Annotated in this window: 14 protein-coding genes; 8 read left to right on the top strand and 6 right to left on the bottom strand. The window is 71.0% G+C overall.

All coding sequences use genetic code 11. The features are described from left to right. Window positions 1-47: 47 nt before the first annotated feature. Window positions 48-1,643: a murein biosynthesis integral membrane protein MurJ gene (gene murJ, locus ACK4LS_RS06230; RefSeq protein WP_409714789.1), complete on the bottom strand. Its 1,596-nt coding sequence runs from the start codon at window positions 1,641-1,643 to the stop codon at window positions 48-50. Next, window positions 1,640-3,859: a DUF6049 family protein gene (locus ACK4LS_RS06225; RefSeq protein WP_409714786.1), complete on the bottom strand. Its 2,220-nt coding sequence runs from the start codon at window positions 3,857-3,859 to the stop codon at window positions 1,640-1,642. Before ACK4LS_RS06225 ends, murJ begins: the two co-directional genes overlap by 4 nt. A gap of 106 nt (window positions 3,860-3,965) precedes the next feature. Here ACK4LS_RS06225 and ACK4LS_RS06220 point away from each other — a divergent pair, with 106 nt between their 5' ends. Together ACK4LS_RS06220 and ACK4LS_RS06215 are read left to right on the top strand one after the other, a co-directional pair. After that, window positions 3,966-5,477 carry a methyltransferase gene (locus tag ACK4LS_RS06220; protein WP_409714783.1) on the top strand — a complete coding sequence of 504 codons (1,512 nt, stop codon included), beginning with the start codon at window positions 3,966-3,968 and terminating at the stop codon, window positions 5,475-5,477. A gap of 105 nt (window positions 5,478-5,582) precedes the next feature. Next, the gene (locus ACK4LS_RS06215) at window positions 5,583-7,010 is read left to right on the top strand and encodes a CCA tRNA nucleotidyltransferase (protein WP_409714780.1); all 1,428 of its coding nucleotides are present in this window, start codon (window positions 5,583-5,585) and stop codon (window positions 7,008-7,010) included. Window positions 7,011-7,087: 77 nt separating this feature from the next. Here ACK4LS_RS06215 and ACK4LS_RS06210 read toward each other — a convergent pair whose 3' ends face one another. Further along, window positions 7,088-8,122 carry an NAD(P)-dependent alcohol dehydrogenase gene (locus tag ACK4LS_RS06210; protein WP_409714777.1) on the bottom strand — a complete coding sequence of 345 codons (1,035 nt, stop codon included), beginning with the start codon at window positions 8,120-8,122 and terminating at the stop codon, window positions 7,088-7,090. Between the two features lie 265 nt (window positions 8,123-8,387). Here ACK4LS_RS06210 and ACK4LS_RS06205 point away from each other — a divergent pair, with 265 nt between their 5' ends. The 4 genes from ACK4LS_RS06205 to ACK4LS_RS06190 all read left to right on the top strand — a co-directional run bounded on the left by ACK4LS_RS06205 (window position 8,388) and on the right by ACK4LS_RS06190 (window position 12,656). Further along, the gene (locus ACK4LS_RS06205; RefSeq protein WP_409714774.1) at window positions 8,388-9,674 is read left to right on the top strand and encodes a GAF domain-containing protein; all 1,287 of its coding nucleotides are present in this window, start codon (window positions 8,388-8,390) and stop codon (window positions 9,672-9,674) included. Window positions 9,675-9,751: 77 nt separating this feature from the next. Further along, complete coding sequence (locus ACK4LS_RS06200) at window positions 9,752-10,276, top strand: hypothetical protein (protein ID WP_409714771.1); 525 nt, start codon at window positions 9,752-9,754, stop codon at window positions 10,274-10,276. A gap of 309 nt (window positions 10,277-10,585) precedes the next feature. Further along, a complete protein-coding gene (locus ACK4LS_RS06195) occupies window positions 10,586-12,136 on the top strand; it encodes an aldehyde dehydrogenase family protein (protein WP_409714768.1) in 1,551 nt (516 codons plus the stop codon). A 127-nt stretch (window positions 12,137-12,263) separates the two neighbouring features. Further along, window positions 12,264-12,656: a DUF779 domain-containing protein gene (locus ACK4LS_RS06190; RefSeq protein WP_409714765.1), complete on the top strand. Its 393-nt coding sequence runs from the start codon at window positions 12,264-12,266 to the stop codon at window positions 12,654-12,656. A gap of 13 nt (window positions 12,657-12,669) precedes the next feature. On the opposite strand, the gene ACK4LS_RS06185 is transcribed toward ACK4LS_RS06190, so the two are convergent. The 3 genes from ACK4LS_RS06185 to ACK4LS_RS06175 form a co-directional block, all read right to left on the bottom strand. Continuing rightward, complete coding sequence (locus ACK4LS_RS06185; RefSeq protein ID WP_409714762.1) at window positions 12,670-13,500, bottom strand: class I SAM-dependent methyltransferase; 831 nt, start codon at window positions 13,498-13,500, stop codon at window positions 12,670-12,672. A 65-nt stretch (window positions 13,501-13,565) separates the two neighbouring features. After that, on the bottom strand, window positions 13,566-13,841 hold the full coding sequence (locus tag ACK4LS_RS06180; protein ID WP_409714759.1) for a hypothetical protein: 276 nt from the start codon (window positions 13,839-13,841) through the stop codon (window positions 13,566-13,568). Window positions 13,842-13,844: 3 nt separating this feature from the next. Beyond that, window positions 13,845-14,792: a hypothetical protein gene (locus ACK4LS_RS06175; protein ID WP_409714757.1), complete on the bottom strand. Its 948-nt coding sequence runs from the start codon at window positions 14,790-14,792 to the stop codon at window positions 13,845-13,847. A gap of 294 nt (window positions 14,793-15,086) precedes the next feature. Here ACK4LS_RS06175 and ACK4LS_RS06170 point away from each other — a divergent pair, with 294 nt between their 5' ends. Together ACK4LS_RS06170 and ACK4LS_RS06165 are read left to right on the top strand one after the other, a co-directional pair. Next, window positions 15,087-16,028: a RimK family alpha-L-glutamate ligase gene (locus tag ACK4LS_RS06170; RefSeq protein WP_409714754.1), complete on the top strand. Its 942-nt coding sequence runs from the start codon at window positions 15,087-15,089 to the stop codon at window positions 16,026-16,028. Beyond that, a complete protein-coding gene (locus tag ACK4LS_RS06165) occupies window positions 16,021-17,334 on the top strand; it encodes an O-acetylhomoserine aminocarboxypropyltransferase/cysteine synthase family protein (protein ID WP_409714751.1) in 1,314 nt (437 codons plus the stop codon). Before ACK4LS_RS06170 ends, ACK4LS_RS06165 begins: the two co-directional genes overlap by 8 nt. Window positions 17,335-17,472: the final 138 nt, after the last annotated feature.

The following is a 17,472-nucleotide window of genomic DNA, read 5'->3' as shown; positions in this document are numbered from 1 at the left end:
CGGATGAAACCCATGCTAGCCCTGCGGTATTCCGCGGCTCGGGGGGGCTAGCGCTGGGGGAGGAAGCGTCGGCCCAGAGAGATCGCCGGGGCGAGCTCGGGGGTCCGGAACACCGCGAGGATCCCGAGGTACACGACCAGCACGACCGAGCCCACGATAGCGGCGCCCGCCGCTCCCGCCAGGGGACTGCTCGTCGTCCAGCCGTCGTTCCCCCCGAGCAGGAGGAAGACGCCGTATCCGACGGCTCCGGCGGGGATCGCCGCGAGTCCGAAGCGGACGAGGGCCCACGACCAGGATGCCGTGTGGATGCCGGAGAGCCGTCGGTGCAGAAGCACGGTGGCGATGACGACCTGGACGATGCTCGCGAACGACTGCGTCAGGGCGACACCGGCGGCGAGATCGGCGCGATCGAGCACGGCGCCGGCGGCGATCGCGCCCCCGGCGACGAGCACGCACTGCAGGAGCGTGAAGAAGAACGGGGTGCGGGTGTCGTTGTAGGCGTAGAAGGTGCGTTGCACGACGAACAAAACGGCCAGGGGGACCAGGCAGAACAGGAAGCACAGCAGCACGGGCGCGACCGCCGCAGCCTGCTCGGCGGTCTTCGTGAAGATGCGGCTGGCGGGGACGGCGGAGACCGCCAGGGCCACGGTGGACACGACGATGAACAATCCGAGCGTGCGGATGCTGCGCGCGATGTCGGAGCGCACCTCGTCGTGACGGCCGGCGCTGGCGTGTTCGCTGAGCTGCGTGAAGTACGGGGTCCCGATCGAGAGCACGATGATCGAATACGGCAGCATGAAGAGCAGCCAGGCATTCTGCGAGGCGAAGATCGCCGGGTCGTTCCCCGTCGCTCCGGACAGCACGTTCGACTGCACGATCCCGGCGAGCTGGCCGGCGACCACCATGAGGAACGTCCAGCCGGCGAGGCGGCCGATGTGGCGAAGCCCCACACCTCGCCACCGGAAATCGGGGCGAAGGGCGAGACCGGCACGGCGCCAGAACACCAGCAGCACGATCGTCTGCACGATGATGCCGGCGGTGGCTGTTCCGGCGACGATCGCGATCATCGTCGGCGTCCACGTCTCCACCCGCTCCTGCGGGCCGAAGACGAGGATGAAGGCGCCGAAACCGGCGATCGAGACGACGTTGTTGACGATGGGCGCCCAGGTGTACGGCCCGAAGACGCGGCGGGCGTTGAGGATCTCGCCCAGGAGCGCATAGAGGCCGTAGAAGAAGATCTGCGGCAGGCACCAGTAGGCGAAGGCCGTCGACAGCGCCAACTGATCGGGCGAGAACTTGCTCGCGTACACCTGGACCAGCAGGGGCGCCGCGATCATGGCCAGCGCGGTGGCGCCGAGCAGCCCCACCGTCCCGAGCGTGAACAGTTTCGAGATGAAGGCCTGCCCGCCGTCCGCGTGGGCCGCGGCCTTGACGATCTGCGGCACGACCACGGCCGTCAGAAGCCCGGTCGAGATGATCGCGTAGATGTTGTTCGGCAGCTGGTTCGCCACCGCAAAGGCATCGCCGGCTCCACCGATGGAGCCGATGGCCGCCACGAGCACGATGCTGCGCAGCAGCCCGCTCAGTCGCGAGACGATGGTCCCCGCTCCGATGAGAACACTCGCGCGTCCGATACCGCTCACGTGCGTGTCTCCTGATCGATCTCGACGTCGTCCGGTGCCTCGGGGTCGGCGTCGCCGCGCCCGTCGGCATCCGGGTCTTTCAGACCGACCCCGTCGACCGCCTCGGGGGCATCGGTGGGACCGGCGGATTCTTCTTCGCGGCGGGCGCGCCGACGTCTCGTGACGGTCCGCAGAACGCCCAGGCCCAGGAAGGCCACCACCAGCACGATGATGACGATGAGGCCAATGCTCTCCCACTCGGCGCGCACCTCGACGTCGACCGCCTGCGGGGCGCCGATCGGCTCTCCGGTGGGGCTGTACAGCTGCAGGTCGACGCTCACCTCGCCGTTGGCGATGCGGGCTTCGACCGGAACCTCGACGCGGGTGTTCGCCGACGCCTGCGCCTCGACCGTCGTGCGGTCCTGCACGCGCAGCCGGGGGTCGTCGGGGCGCACCGCGAGCTCGACCGTCACGGGCCAGGGAAGGTCGTTGCGCACCCACGGGCGCAGCGGGGCGCTCGAGCTGACGAGCCGGAAGTCGGATGACAGGATGCCGACCGAGTCGAGCGTGGTGCGCGTCGCGGCGCGGTGGTCGGCCACCGCCTGGGGGGCGGCATCCCCCGTCCAGGAGTTGTTGGTGACCTGCAGCATCTCGGCGCGTTCGCGGCCCGTGAGCAGTTCGGGCTGGTCGAGGATGCTCGCGAACCGGTCGATGATCTGCTCGTCGGCCAGCAGTTCGCCGATGTCGGCGACACGGGCGGAGTCGACGCTCGGTTCGCCGATCGACACCTCGGATGCCGGCAGCTCTGCGAGCGCGGCGAGGCGGGTGCCGGCGAAGCCCGGGGCGGTGGCGAGGAGGCCGAGCGTCGCGCGCAGGCTCACGCGCGAGCGGTCGGTCCCGCGATCGAGGACGGCGAGCACCGGCTGATCGCCGGTGGCCGAACGGGCGAGGGCGAGATATCCCTGCGCGGCGGCGAGGGACGCCCCTCGGCTCGTGGCGTCGTTCTGTCCCGCGGCATCCGCCAGGGCACGCGACACCTCCGCGTCGTAGACGGGGGTGGACACGCCCCCGACCGCCGCCGTCGCCTGCCGGGAACCGCCCGACACGCTCGTCGACGGCAGCAGCACGTGCACGGGGTCGTCGGGGGTGCCCAGCCCACCCAGCGCGGTGACGGTCTCAGCACCGGCGGAGCCCGTGGCCGGCCAGTAGACGTTCGGGGTGGCCGTGCCGATGTCGAGGAGCGCCGACAGGGACGGGTAGGTCGGTTGGCCGGGGGTGACGGCCGGCGACGGGTCGGGAGTGGAGACGGCCGAGACGGCGGGGGCCGGCTGCGTGAAGTCGGCCGCGGCCATGTACGACTGCAGCGAGGTGGGGGTGAGCGGCGCCGACAATCCGGCGCGCAGCTGAGCCGCGACGTCGGAGTCGCCGAACTGCAGCGCGAAACGGTCGTTCGGCAGCGCGAGCAGGCGCTCCAGCCACGCCACGGCGGTGGGAGGAGCCGCGGAGCCCAGTACGCGGATGGCCGCGGGGATGGCCGGATCGATCGCGAGCGTGGCGCCGGTGCCGTCGACGGCGTCGAGCTGGGCCGACAGGGCCCCGTCGACGGCGGTGAGGTCGGCCAGCTCGTCGGCGCTCAGCAGCCCGCGGGTCAGGGGTGCGGCGGTGATCGGCACGACGAGGGCGATCGGCGTCTGCGCGCCCGACTCGGCGGGTACCACGACCACGCTGGCCGCGGACAGGCCGGTCGAGGGTGCGCTGACGAGCACGGGGTAGACGCCGGGTGCACGACCCGCCAGCGCGGGGTCGGTCGCGGCCGCGGAGACGGTGGTGGTGGTCTGAGCGCCGGAGGCCGTGGCATCCAGGGAACCGACGGCGATCTGCTGGAGGCTCACGCCGGTCGCGTCGCCGCCGAGCCAGCGGTCGAGGGCGGCATCGTCGGCGAGCGGAGCCTGCGCGAGCGCGAGCGTCAGACCGGTCGCGGCGACGCCCGACGATCCGGCCGAGATCGTGGTCACCACCGACAGGGCCTCGCCCGAGCGGAAGACGCCGTTGCCGGCCGGTGCGGCCGACAGGACCGCCGACGACGACGAGGCGGAGGGCGAGGGGGTCGCGGACGCGACGGCCGCCGACGCCGGCAGGGCCATCCCCGCGGCGAGGACGCCCGCCGCCAGGGTCGACAGCAACCGGCGCGTGAGGGAGCGCCGCGGCACGGGTGGGCCCGAAGGCGGGGAGGTCACGGTCATACGAACGTCGGTGGCACGAGGGGGCCTCGCATCGCGACGAGTCTAGGCCCGGCATCCTTCAAGCCCCCCGATAGCCTCGCGCAGACGGTTGAATGGACCGGTGCTCCCCGAACCCGACCCGCAGCTGTGTCTCGCCCTCGCCGACGATCTGCGTGCCGCCGGGTACACCAGCGCCGCCCTGCGCGAGGCCTGGGGGACGCAGGCCGACGACGCCGTCGCGCGGGGGCTGCGCCGACCCGCGGCCCGAGCGCTGGGCGCCCGAGACGATGCCCTCGCCGTCCTCGGTCGACTGTGGGGCCTCGGGCTGACGGTGGCGCGATCGGATGCCGCGGCCGCCCTTCCCGCGCTGGGCGTCGCGGGTGCCGCCGCCCTCGGGCTGCTCACGGTGTCCGGCGGTGACGCGGTCCCGGCTGTGCTGGTGCGGCCGCAGGCCTTCGCGGATGACGAGGGGGAGGTCGAGTGGTGGATCGCCAGCGACCTCGACGAGGCGGCACTGGAGGGCCCTCTCCCCGAGGACCACGTGCTGGGCGTGGGCGGGGCGTCGCAGACCCTGGCCCGGTTGCAGCTGACGCGCCGAGCGCGCACCGCGCTCGATCTGGGCACGGGATGCGGCATCCAGGCCCTTCGCCTGCGACGACTCGTCGATCACGTCGTCGCGACCGACATCTCCGAGCGCGCGCTGCGCTTCACCCGCCTCAACGCCCAGGTGAACGGCGTCGACGGCATCGAGACGCGGCTCGGCTCGCTGTTCGCTCCCGTCGAGGGAGAGGCGTTCGACCGGGTCGCCTCCAATCCCCCGTTCGTCATCACCCCGCGCGTCGCCGGGGTTCCGGCCTACGAGTACCGCGACGGGGGCATGGAGGGCGACGCCCTCGTCGCGGCGGTGATCGGCGGGGTCGGCGCGCACCTCTCCCCCGGCGGCGTGGCGCAGTCGCTGGGCAATTGGGAGTACCGCGAGGGAGAATCGGGGCTCGATCGGGTGAAGGCGTGGGTCGGGCCGTCGCTCGACGCCTGGGTCGTCGAGCGCGAGGTGCTCGACCCGCTGGCCTACGCCGAACTCTGGGTGCGCGACGGCGGAACGGTGCCCGGAACGCCCGCCTACGCGCGGCTCATCGACGCGTGGCTCGACGACTTCGCCGCGCGCGGGGTCACGGGTGTCGGCTTCGGTTACGTGCTGGTGCGCCGGCCCCTCGCGGGCGCGCCGACCCTCGCTCGCTACGAACGCGTCGCGGGCGGCGGAGAGGCGGCTTTCGGGCCCCACCTCGCGGCCTGCCTCGCCGCGCACGACCGCGCGGCGCTGCTGGACGACGACGATCTCGCCGACAGCGTGCTGCGCGTGGCGCCCGACGTCACCGAGGCGCGCCACCACCGTCCCGGTGAGGGCGACCCCTCCGTCATCGAACTGCACCAGGGCGGCGGATTCGCCCGCCGGATCGAGGTGGACCCGGCGCTCGCCGCGCTGGTGGGCGCGTGCGACGGCGATCTCACGGTCGGCACGCTCATCGACGCGATCGCGCGGCTCATGGAGGTGGATGCCGCGCACCTGCGCGCCGATCTGCTGCCGCGCGTGCGCGAGTTGCTGGTGACCGGCTTCCTGGCGTTCGAGGACTGAGCTCGTCGCCTCGTGCCGGTGTCGAGGCATCGGCGCGTCGGCACAGCCCGAGACGACGTCCGCGCCCGCCGAGCCCTGTCGGCGGCCCCGGTTAGGCTCGAAGGCATGCTGAACATGGCCGAGGGTCTCGCGCGCCTCGAGGAGCTCGCCGCGCACCCCGTCGTCGCCACCGTCGCCCGTGTCTTCGCCGACGCCGGTCGCGATCTGGCGATCGTGGGGGGTCCCGTGCGCGACGCGCTGCTGGGCCGCGTCACCCACGACTTCGACTTCACCACCGACGCGCGTCCCGACGAGATCCTGGCGCTCATCAAGCCGGTCTCCTCGGTGCAGTGGGACGTCGGCCGGGCCTTCGGCACGATCGGAGCGCGCGTGCAGGGCGAGCAGGTCGAGATCACCACCTACCGTGCCGACAGCTACGACGGCGTCACCCGCAAGCCCACCGTGGAGTTCGGCGACACGCTCGAGGCCGACCTCAGTCGCCGCGACTTCACCGTCAACGCCATGGCGCTCCGCGTCCCCGCGCGCACGCTCGTCGACCCCACCGGTGGTGTCGAAGACCTCATCGCCGGGCGCCTGCGCACCCCCATCGACCCGGCCGTCAGCTTCGGCGACGATCCGCTGCGCATGCTCCGCGCCGCCCGCTTCTCTTCGCAGCTCGACTTCGCGGTCGATCCCGCGACGCTCGACGCCATCGCCGAGCTGCGTGGGTCGCTCGGGATCGTCAGCCCCGAGCGCGTGCAGGCCGAGCTCGTGCGCCTGCTGCAGACCGATGACCCGGTCCGCGGCATCCGCGTGCTGGTGGAGACGGGCTTGATCGAGGAGTTCTTGCCCGAGGTCCCCGCCCTGCGGCTCGAGGTCGACGAGCACCACCACCACAAAGACGTGTACGAGCACTCCCTCACCGTGCTGCGTCAGGCGATCGCGCTCGAAAAGGTTCGACACCCGGATGCCGCACCCGATGTGCCGCTGCGCCTGGCCGCTCTGCTGCACGACATCGGCAAGCCCGCCACGCGTCGCCTCGAGGCGGGCGGGGGCGTGACCTTCCACCACCACGATGTGAAGGGGGCGCGCATGGCGCGCAAGCGCCTGCAGGCCCTCCGGTTCGACGCGCACACCACCACCGTCGTCTCGCGGCTCGTCGAGCTGCACCTGCGGTTCTTCGGCTATGCCGAAGGGGCTTGGACGGATGCCGCCGTACGTCGGTACGTGCGCGATGCCGGCGACGAGCTCGAGCGCCTGCACATCCTCACGCGCGCCGACGTGACCACGCGCAACAAGCGCAAGGCACAGCGTCTGGCATCCGCCTACGACGACATCGAGACGCGCATCGCCACGCTGCGCGAGCAGGAACAGCTCGACGCGATCCGCCCCGAGCTCGACGGCAACCGCATCCAGGAGGTGCTCGGACTGAAGCCCGGCCGAGAGGTGGGCGAGGCCTATCGCTTCCTGCTCGATCTGCGTCTCGACGAGGGCGTCCTGGGCGAGGACGAGGCCGAGAAGAGGCTGCGGGAGTGGTGGGCGGCGCGGGGCTGAGCCGCGTATGCCGGAGGTGGCATGGACGACGAGGGGGTGGCATCCCTGATTCGGATGCCACCCCCTCGGTGCTTGGGTCAGGGGACGACGACCGCGCGGCCGCGCACCTCTCCCTTGTGCAGCTTCGCGTAGGCCTCGACGGCGCCGTCGAAGCCGTAGCGCTCCACGTGCACGCCCACCGCGCCGCTGCGCGCGAGGTCGAGGACCTCGATCAGCTCGCTGCGCGTGCCCCAGTACGGCGCGCGCACGGCGGCGCCCATCGGCGTCGAGAAGAAGCCGGCGGGCATGATCCCACCGCCGATGCCGACGATGTGGATGAAGCTGTCCATACCGGCCACCGCGCGAGCGAGGTCGATCGTGGGCTGCACACCCACGAAGTCGAACACGGCGGTCGCTCCGAGGCCGTTCGTCAGCTCGCGGATGCGCTCGGCGGCGTGCTCGTCGGAGGTCACCGTGTGGTGTGCCCCGACCTCGCGGGCGAGGGCGAGCTTGTCTTCGCCGAGGTCGACGGCGATGACGGTGGCCTGCGTGATCGCGCGGAGGATCTGCACACCGACGTGCCCGAGGCCGCCCACGCCGATGACCACTGCCGTCGCGCCGGGGTACAGCTTCTCTTTCGCGGCGACGATCGCGTGGTACGGCGTGAGTCCGGCGTCGGTGAGCGACACGGTCTCGACGGGGTCGAGGTCGCCGAGAGGGGCGAGGTGGCGCGGATCGTCGACGATCACGTACTCGGCCATGGCGCCGGGGCTACCGAGTCCGGGAGGGGCGATGCCCATCTCGGCCGCGTACGGGCAGTAGTTCTCGGCGCCCTGCGCGCACGCGTGGCAGCGGCCGCAGCCCCACGGACCGTAGATCGCGTAGGCGGCGCCCATCTCGACACCCTCGACGCCCTCGCCGAGTTCGTCGACGACGCCGGCCCCCTCGTGGCCGAGCGTGAGCGGCAGACCGTAGGTGTACTGGTCTTCGGGGAGGTCCATCACGAACCAGTCGGAGTGGCACAGCCCCGCGGCCGTCACCTTGAGCCGCACCTGGCCCGGACCCGCGTGGGGTTCCTCGATCTCGACGACCTCGGGGCCCTTGCCGATCTCGCGATACTGCACTGCCTTCATGGCATCCCTTTCTCTCGGTCTCTCAACCGTGCCTCCGCGGTCTCGCGGTGGGGGCGGGGGTTGACGGCGTTTTCCGCTGATCGGGAATGGTTCTCACGGGCAGGGTGGGGGATGCCTGCGGAGGTTCGCGTCCGTCATCGGGTGTCCCGCCCGCGGCGGCCGCAGATCGTTCCGGGGTGAGGCGCCCTCGCGGGGCACGACCGGTGCGTCGAGGCGCTCACGGACCTACACTTGACCCACCTCCGTCACCGTCGATGGGAGTTCCGTGCTTTCTCCGTGGTCGCGACCCGCGATCTCCCCCGAGACATCGGGGCTGCTGATCGCGCGCGCCCACGACGAGCTGCTCGCCGGCAACGAGGACCGTCGGCTCGCCGACGTGCGTCCGCTCGTGCAGGAGTCGTGGCGGCGGTCGCTGGCGTCCCTCGTCGGACCCGAAGGACTGCCCCACCTGGAGTTCGCGAGCGACGAGCTCGAGGCGTACCGACGCGCCCACCCGCTCGCGGGGGTGATGGACATGGTCCGCTCGCTCCTGCTGCCCGGAACCGCGGAGGAGTCGGGGGTCGTCGTGGCCGTGGGCGACGCGGCGGGCCGCCTGCTGTGGGTGGAGGGGGATCGGCACATCCGCTCGCTCACGGGCGACATGGGCTTCGTCGCGGGGGCGAACTGGGCGGAGGATGCCGTGGGCACCTCGGCCCCGGGAACGGCCCTGACGCTCGACCGGTCGGTGCAGATCCGCGGCGCCGAGCACTTCAACCGGCTCGTGCAGCCCTGGTCGTGCACCGCGGCGCCCGTGCACGATCCCGAGACGCGGCGCCTGCTCGGCGTGATCGACGTCACGGGAGGACCCGAGGCCGTCACCCCGCAGGCGCAGCTTCTCGTGGATGCCACGGCCCGGGCGATCGAGAGCGAACTGCTCGTCGCCCGGCTGCGCGCGCAGCAGACTCCTCCTCCGCGTCGGTCGGCGCCCGCGCGGGCGCTGCTGCGCATCCTCGGCCGCGACCGGGCGGTGCTGGAAGCCGGCGGAGCGACGCTCGAACTGACCGCTCGCCACGCCGAGATCCTCCTGTTGCTCGCCGTGCACCGGGAGGGCTTGTCGGCTGAGGCGCTGAGCGAGGCCGTCTACGGCCACGCGGCCGTCGAGACGCTCCGGCCCGAGATGGTGCGTCTGCGGCGCGCGCTCGTTCCGGTGGCGCCGCGGTTCGTTCCGGCATCCCGTCCCTACCGGCTTCCCGACGACCTCGAGACCGACGCGCAGCACGTGCTGTCGCTGCTCGACCGCGGAGCGCACCGTGTCGCCCTGGCGGCGTACTCGGGCCCGGTGCTGCCCGAGTCCGAGGCGCCGGGCGTCGTCGAGGTGCGCGACTCGGTGCGCTCGGCCCTTCGCGAGGCGTTGATCGCGGAGGCGGGCGTCGACGTGCTGCTGGCCTACGCCGAGACCCTCGACGGCCGCGACGACGACGAGGTGCTGCGATTGTGCCTGTCGATGCTGCCCGCGCGGTCGCCGAAGCGTGCCGGTCTGGTGGCGCGCATCGAGCGGATCGAACGCGGCTGAGGGGGTCTGTTGCGCGTATCCACGGGCGACGCGCCGCGCGGATGCCCGATGTCGGAGGCCGTGGTTACAGTGAACATATGGACGAAAAAGCGCTCGACATCTTCTCGGCAGCCCGTGCCCGTCGCGACGTGGCGCGCATTCGCGAGGCGCTCGCCGAGGTCAAGGCCGGCGATGTCGCCCGCGTCATCGTCCGCTCGCCCCGCTACGGCCTGTACGCCCTCGAGGGCACCGTGCGCATCGGCGTCGGCGGGCAGCCGCTCGTCGGCGACGTCATCCTCGCGACGAGCTCCGAGATCCAGCGCATCGACCTGGGGATCGAGGCACCGCGACCCGCGCTCGAGGCCGATGTCGTCGATCCGTCGACGCTCCCCCACGGCACGCCCGTGCGCGTGACCTTCCTCACGCCCACCCACCAGACGTTCGCCCTGACCGGGCCGATCACCGCCGGCAACGACCGATTCCTCCTGGTCGGCAGCTGGATCGTGGCCGACGACCGCGCGATCGCCCCGCGCGTGCAGAGCATCGAGCGTCTCGACGAGGTCGACCTGCACGAGGTCAACGTGCCCCCGCTGCGTTCGGTGCTCGCCGACGCCGACGCGTGAACTCTCGCGACGAAAGACGGATGCCACGGCCGCGGGGTGGTGGCATCCGTCATTCGTTCGCGGGTCAGCGCGCTATCGCTGTGCCGGCACCGTCGCGTCGCCGAATCGCACGATCGCGCCGAGATGACACGCTTTCGGCTCGCGATCGCGTGTGATCTCGCGCGGATCGTGTGATCTCGTGCTGTCGCGGCTCGCCCGCGGCCCGCGCCCGCGTGCCCTGCGCAACCGGATGCAACCTCCCCCGGCGTAGCGTCGGCGCATCGCCGCCCGGAGCCGTCGCGGCGTTCATGACCGTCGAAGGAGACACGCATGACCATCGTCGAAGAAGGCGTCTCGAGCGTCTACGCCGCACCCGGAACCCGCGGGGCCGTCGCCGAGTACCGCTCGCGGTACGGGCATTACATCGGCGGCGAATGGGTCGATCCGCACAGCGGCGAGTACTTCGAGAACATCACCCCCGTCACCGGCAAGCCGTTCTGCGAGGTCGCGCGTGGCGACGCGCACGACATCGACCGCGCCGTGGACGTCGCGTGGAAGGCGTTCGCCTCGTGGAAGAAGACCACTCCCGCCGAGCGCAGCGTCATCCTGAACAAGATTGCCGACCGGATCGAGGAGAACCTCGAGAAGATCGCCGTCGCCGAGACGTGGGAGAACGGCAAGCCGGTGCGCGAGACGCTCGCGGCCGACATTCCGCTGACCGTCGACCATTTCCGCTACTTCGCCGGGGTGCTGCGGGCGCAGGAGGGCTCGCTGAGCCAGCTCGACGAGAACACCGTCGCGTACCACTTCAACGAACCGCTCGGTGTGGTCGGGCAGATCATCCCGTGGAACTTCCCGATCCTCATGGCCGCGTGGAAGCTCGCCCCCGCCCTCGCCGCGGGCAACTGCGTGGTGATCAAGCCGGCCGAGCAGACCCCGGCATCCCTGCTGTTCCTGTTCGACATCATCGGCGACCTGCTGCCGGCCGGTGTGGTGAACATCGTCAACGGCTTCGGCATCGAGGCCGGTGCGCCTCTCGCGCAGCACAAGCGCATCCGCAAGATCGCGTTCACGGGTGAGACCACGACCGGCCGCCTGATCATGCAGTACGCCTCGCAGAACCTCATCCCGGTGACGCTCGAACTCGGTGGCAAGAGCCCGAACGTGTTCTTCGAAGACGTCGCGCTCCGCAGCGACGACGCGTACTACGACAAGGCGCTCGAGGGCTTCACGATGTTCGCGCTCAACCAGGGCGAGGTCTGCACGTGCCCCTCGCGTTCGCTGATCCAGCGCTCGATCTACGACCGGTTCCTCGGAGACGGCCTCGAGCGCGTGAAGAAGGTGCGTCAGGGCAACCCGCTCGACCCCGAGACGATGATCGGCGCGCAGGCCTCGAACGACCAGCTCGAGAAGATCCTGTCGTACATCGACATCGGAAAGCAGGGCGGCGCCAAGCTGCTCGTGGGCGGCGAGCGGGTCGACCTCGGCGGCGACCTGACGGGCGGTTACTACGTCGCCCCGACGGTGTTCGAGGGCACGAACGACATGCGCATCTTCCAGGAGGAGATCTTCGGCCCGGTGCTCTCGGTGACGTCGTTCGACGACTTCGACGACGCCATCTCGATCGCCAACGACACGCTCTACGGCCTCGGTGCGGGCGTGTGGAGCCGCAGCGGCGACACCGCCTACCGCGCGGGGCGGGCCATCGAGGCGGGCCGCGTCTGGACGAACACCTACCACCAGTACCCCGCGCACGCCGCGTTCGGCGGGTACAAGCAGTCGGGCATCGGTCGCGAGAACCACCTCAAGATGCTCGACCACTACCAGCAGACGAAGAACCTGCTCGTGTCGTACGCCGAGGGCGCGATGGGCTTCTTCTGAGTCCTGGTTGCGGCGCGTGAGCGCCGCTGCTCGACGGAGCGTCGGGGCGGCGGGTCGTCGGCGCTCGCGACCCCCGGGTTCGCGCCCGGGGGTCGCACCCGTTTCCGGTTTCGAAGGAGAAGAACGGATGCCAGACCTCTCACGCGTCGCCGTGACGGACGCCGCGGCCGCGCTGCTGCGCGATCTGACCGTGAAGCACGGCCCCCTGATGTTCCACCAGTCGGGCGGCTGCTGCGACGGCAGCTCCCCCATGTGTTACCCGGTGGGGATGTTCCTCACCGGCCCCAGCGACGTGCACCTCGGTGCCGTCGAGGTCGGCCTCGACGACCCCATCGAGGTCTACATGTCGGAGTCCCAGTTCGAGTACTGGAAGTTCACCCACCTCACGATCGACGTCGTGCCGGGGCGCGGGGCGGGGTTCTCGGTCGAGGGACCGACGGGGATGCGATTCCTCATCCGATCGCGGATGCTGACCGAGGAGGAGGCGGTGGCGTTCGGAGTCGGGTCACGCACGCAGTGAGGCACCGGGAGCCCTATGCCGGCTTCGACGCTCTGATCGTGTAGCTCAGCGGCATCACCGACGGTTGCTCGGTCAGCGCGAACTCGCCGTTCGGGCGCTCGGTCATCCGTCCCGGCAGGGCCTCCCACGGCACGCTGTCGTGCTCGACGAGCGCGTCGATGCGAAGGCCCCGATCGAGCAGAGCCGTGACGATCTCGCCGAGACCGTGGTTCCACTCGTACGTGCGCGTGGCCTGCAGCGGAGCGGACACCTCCACGTATGTACCGTCGTCATCCCACTCGAGCGGTTCGCGCTGCTCGAAGTAGGGGAACCGCAGGGCGAGGCCGGGGAGTTCTTCGTTCATCGACCAGAGGATCGGATGCCCCTCGCGGATGTGCAGCGTGCCGCCCGGCGCCAGCAGATCGGCGACGACACCGGCCCAGTCTTCGATCGACGGCAGCCAGCACAGTGCCCCGATGCCGGTGTAGACGAGGTCGAACGATCCCCGCGGCAGCTTGTCGGCGGCATCCCGCACATCCGCCCGCACGAACTCGACCGAGACGCCGGCTTCATCGGCCAAGCGCCGGGCTTCGGTGACGGCGTTCTCGGAGAAGTCGAGGCCGGTCACGGTGGCTCCCAGGCGGGCCAGAGAGAGGGTGTCGGTTCCGATGTGGCACTGCAGGTGCACCACGCGAGCACCGGTGATGTCACCGAGCAGGGGCCGGTCGAAGCGGACCACGTCCGACAGTGCGTCCGTGTCCTGGATGTAGCGCTCGACCCCGTAGCCCGAACCGTCTCGGGCCGCGTGCAGCGTCGCGCGCTCGTCCCAGTTGGCGCGGTTCGCATCGATGAATTCAGTGGTCATGGGATCCCTTTCCGCCACCCGAGCCTACGCAGGAGCGCCCCGACTGCGATCGGGGCGCTCCTGCGTCATTTCCCTTCCGTCTCGCTCCGCGCTCTGCGTCGTCGCCGCACGTCGCGGAGGACACCGGTTGCCGCGAACCCGATGACGATCCCCGCGGGGGCGAGCGGCGCGTCCGTCGCGCTGAGGCCGACGAGCAGTGTCGTCAGGCCGACGGCGACCGCCCAGAGCCACCGCGCACGACCTGGGCCGGGCTGGGGAAGGAGGCCGAGTGCGACGCCGGTGAGCACGCCGAGGATGATCAGGACCGCGGGAAGGCGGAGGACGTCGGTGATGTGCTCCACGGCTCAGCAGGACGTGTGGGAGATGGCGCCGGGCAAGGGCGCCACCACGATGTGCAGGCAGCCCTTCGGGCGCAGGTTGTTCGCGGTCGCCGCTTGAACCTGCAGGTACCCCGACCACACGCCGCACGCGAGCACGAGTCGCTGGTTCTTCGCGAGCGCAGCGCAGAACGACGCTGCGGCGGCGTAGTCCTTGATCTTCGCCGTCTCCGACCGGCTGAGGGTGAGACCCCACGCGGCGTTGCGCCAGCCCCAGGTCGGGTCCGCGACGACGGGATACACGGTCCGCTCCGTGGGGGTCACGATCTGCACCAGCCGTTCGCCGCGCACTTCGTAGTGGGTCGGGACGGGTTCTCCTTCGGCATCCGTCGCCCACGGTGCCTCCACCGGTACGAACGCACCTTCCCGTCCCGTCTGCTGGAATCCAGCGTTTCCGGCGTCGTCGACGATCGCGCGGAAGCCGTCCATCCCGAACGCGGCCTCGTGCGTGGCATACCGATCGGGGATGATCGTCTGCACCCGCGTGTCGCCGCTCGGCAAGGTCTGCACCGCGACGCTCGCGTCGCTTTCGCTGGCATAGACCACCGTTCCCGCGTCGGATGCTTCCGCCGCGGCGAGGTCGAGGCCCGCGGGCAGTGTGATGCTTGCGGATATCTCGCGGCCGCCGGCCGTGGCGGACACCTCGATGGACTGATCCGGTTCGATGGGGATGGCGGTGTCGGTGCCGCCGGCGGACGTGTCGAATCCGTCTTCCGTGGCTGTGGCGGCGACGGGTCGGGCTCCGTCGGGCGCGGCTTCGCGGACGAGTGCCGCGACGGCTTCCGGATCGGAAGTGTCGATCTCGCCCGCGGCGGACGCCGGCGTCGCCGAGAAGGCGATGACGCAGGTCGCGATCGCTGCGACGGTCACGGTTCGCATCAGCGAGGCCCTGCGGGGGAAGGACGTGGTTCTCATGGAATCAACCTCTCGACGGCCGAGGATGCACAGCGAACCCGCCACCTGCGATACAGGACGGGGTGCCCGTGGCCGCTCGATGGAGGCTACGAACATTCACATGTTTACGTGTGGATGTTGGCGATAGTTCACCCGCGGCTCCGGGTGACCCGCGGCCGGCACCGACAACGCCTTCACCCCCCGATGCGCACCCACCGCCTCCCGGCGGCGTGACCGATCGACGAGGCCGCGGCGCCGTGTCGTCCCGTGACGGCGCGGGGGCGCGATGTCGGAGGTGCGGGTTAGCCTGGCGACATGTCGGGCAAGGTCTATGTCATCCATGAGAACCCCCAGTGGATCCCGCCGTTCGCGGCGGCGTTCGAGGCCGAGGGCGTGCCCTTCGAAGAGTGGATGCTGACCGACGGGTCGATCGACCTGGCGGTCGAGCCGCCCGAGGGCGTGTTCTGGTCGCGCCTCAGCGCCTCCGCCCACACCCGCGACCACGCCCACAGCAAGGAGTTCGGTCGCGCGGTGCTGCGCTGGCTCGCCTCGTGGGGGCGCACGGTCATCAACGGCGCCGACGTCCTGGAGCTTGAGGTCAGCAAGGTCGCGCAGCACGCTGCGCTTCGGCACGCCGGCATCGACGTTCCGCGCACAGTGGCCGTCTTCGGTACCGACGATCTCGTCGCGCAGGCCGAGGTATTCGGGGCGCCGTTCATCAGCAAGCACAACCAGGGCGGCAAGGGTCTCGGTGTGCGGCGGTGGGAGACGGTCGCCGAGTTCGCCGCGTGGGTCGGCGGGGCCGACTTCGAGCCCTCCCCCGACGGGATCACCCTTCTGCAGGAACTCCTCGTCGCGAAGTCGCCGTTCATCACGCGCGCCGAGTTCGTCGCCGGCGACTTCGTCTACGCGGTGCGCGTCGACACGAGCGCCGGCAGCTTCGAACTCTGCCCCGCCGAAGCCTGCGCCGTTCCGGGCGCCGACGGTGTCGAGCCTGAACCCCTGTTCCGCCGTCGCGACGACGTCGATCCGGCGCTCATCGACCGGTATCTCGCCTTCCTCGCGGCCGAGGGCGTCGGCATCGCCGGCATCGAGTTCATCGAGACGCGCGATGGACGCACCGTCACCTACGACGTCAACACGAACACGAACTACAACCCCGATGTCGAGGCGACGGCACCGCGTTCCGGCCCGCGCGAGATCGCGCGCTGGCTCGGCACGCTGCTGCCGCACGAGGTGGTCGGCGTCCGTGGCTGAGCCCGCGCCGCCGCACACCGACTGGGCGGGCTTCGGCTTCGCCACGCGCCAGGTGCACGCCGGTGAGGAGGAAGACCTCACGCACGGGGCGCGCATCACTCCGGTGCATCTGTCGGCGGCGTACCGGTTCGCGTCGTTTCAGGAGGCGACCGACCGCTTCGCGGGCGCCGATCTGGGCCACCTCTATTCACGCAACGCCAACCCCACCAATCAGGTCGCGGAGCGCCGTCTCGCCTCCTTGGAGGGCGGCTCAGGGGCGATCGTCGTGGGATCGGGTCAGGCCGCCATCACGATCGCGCTGCTCGGTCTCGCGGGCAGCGGCGAGCACGTCGTCTCGACCGCCAGCATCTACAGCGGCACGCGCGTCTTGTTCGACCGCACCTTCGCCCGCATGGGCGTGTCCGTCGAATACGTGTGGGACCCGACAGACGAGGCCGAGTGGGACGCCCTCATCCGCCCCGAGACGAAGGCGATCTTCACCGAGACACTGCCGAACCCGAAGAACGACGTCGTCGACATCGACGCCGTCGTGCGCGTCGCGCAGCGGCACGGCATCCCTCTCGTCGTCGACAACACGATCGCGACGCCGTTCCTGATCCGTCCGCTCGAGCACGGCGCCGACGTCGTCGTGCACTCGGCGACGAAGTTCCTGTCGGGGCACGGCGCCAACCTCGCGGGCGCGGTCGTCGACGGCGGTCGATTCGACTGGGCGGCATCCGATCGGTCCTACCCCGCGCTGACCGGCACACCGATCGCCGGGCATGAGTCGTTCGTCGACGCTTTCGGCCCGCGCGCCTTCGAGCTGTCGCTGCGTTTCGGCATCGCGAACGACACCGGGCCGTCGCTCTCCCCGCTCAACGGCTTCCTCCTGGTGCAGGGTATGGAGACGCTCTCGGTGCGGATGCGGCAGCACCTCGCGACCGCGCACGCGATCGCGCAGTGGCTCGATCAGCACGAGGCGGTCGAGAGCGTCGACTACGCCGGGCTCCCCTCGCATCCGCAGCACCACCTGGCGCTCCGCGACTACGGCGGACTGTCGGGCTCGGTGTTCTCGTTCACCGTGCGCGGCGGGCGAGACGCGGCGGAACGCTTCTTCGACGCCCTGCGCCTGTTCAGCCGCATGACCAACATCGGCGACACCCGCTCGATGGCCCTGCATCCCGCGACGACCACGCATCTCGGCTTCACGCAAGAGACACGTGACCGCCTCGGCATCGGCGACGGGCTCGTGCGCCTGTCGATCGGTCTCGAGGATGCCGACGACCTCATCACCGACCTCGACCAGGCGCTCCGAGCGGCGATCTGACGCCGATCCGCGCCGACATCTGAACGGGCGATCCGCCGCGCGGGCCGTCCTCGCGTGGCATCCCGGTCGTCCGCCACGCCCGACCGAACGTCGAGTGTCCGGAACACGCCGCTCGCCCGGCGCGGGAAGCGGCGTGTC

The organism is Microbacterium sp., from assembly GCF_046295495.1.
GTDB lineage: Bacteria > Actinomycetota > Actinomycetes > Actinomycetales > Microbacteriaceae > Microbacterium.
This window is presented reverse-complemented; position numbering and strand designations above follow the sequence as displayed.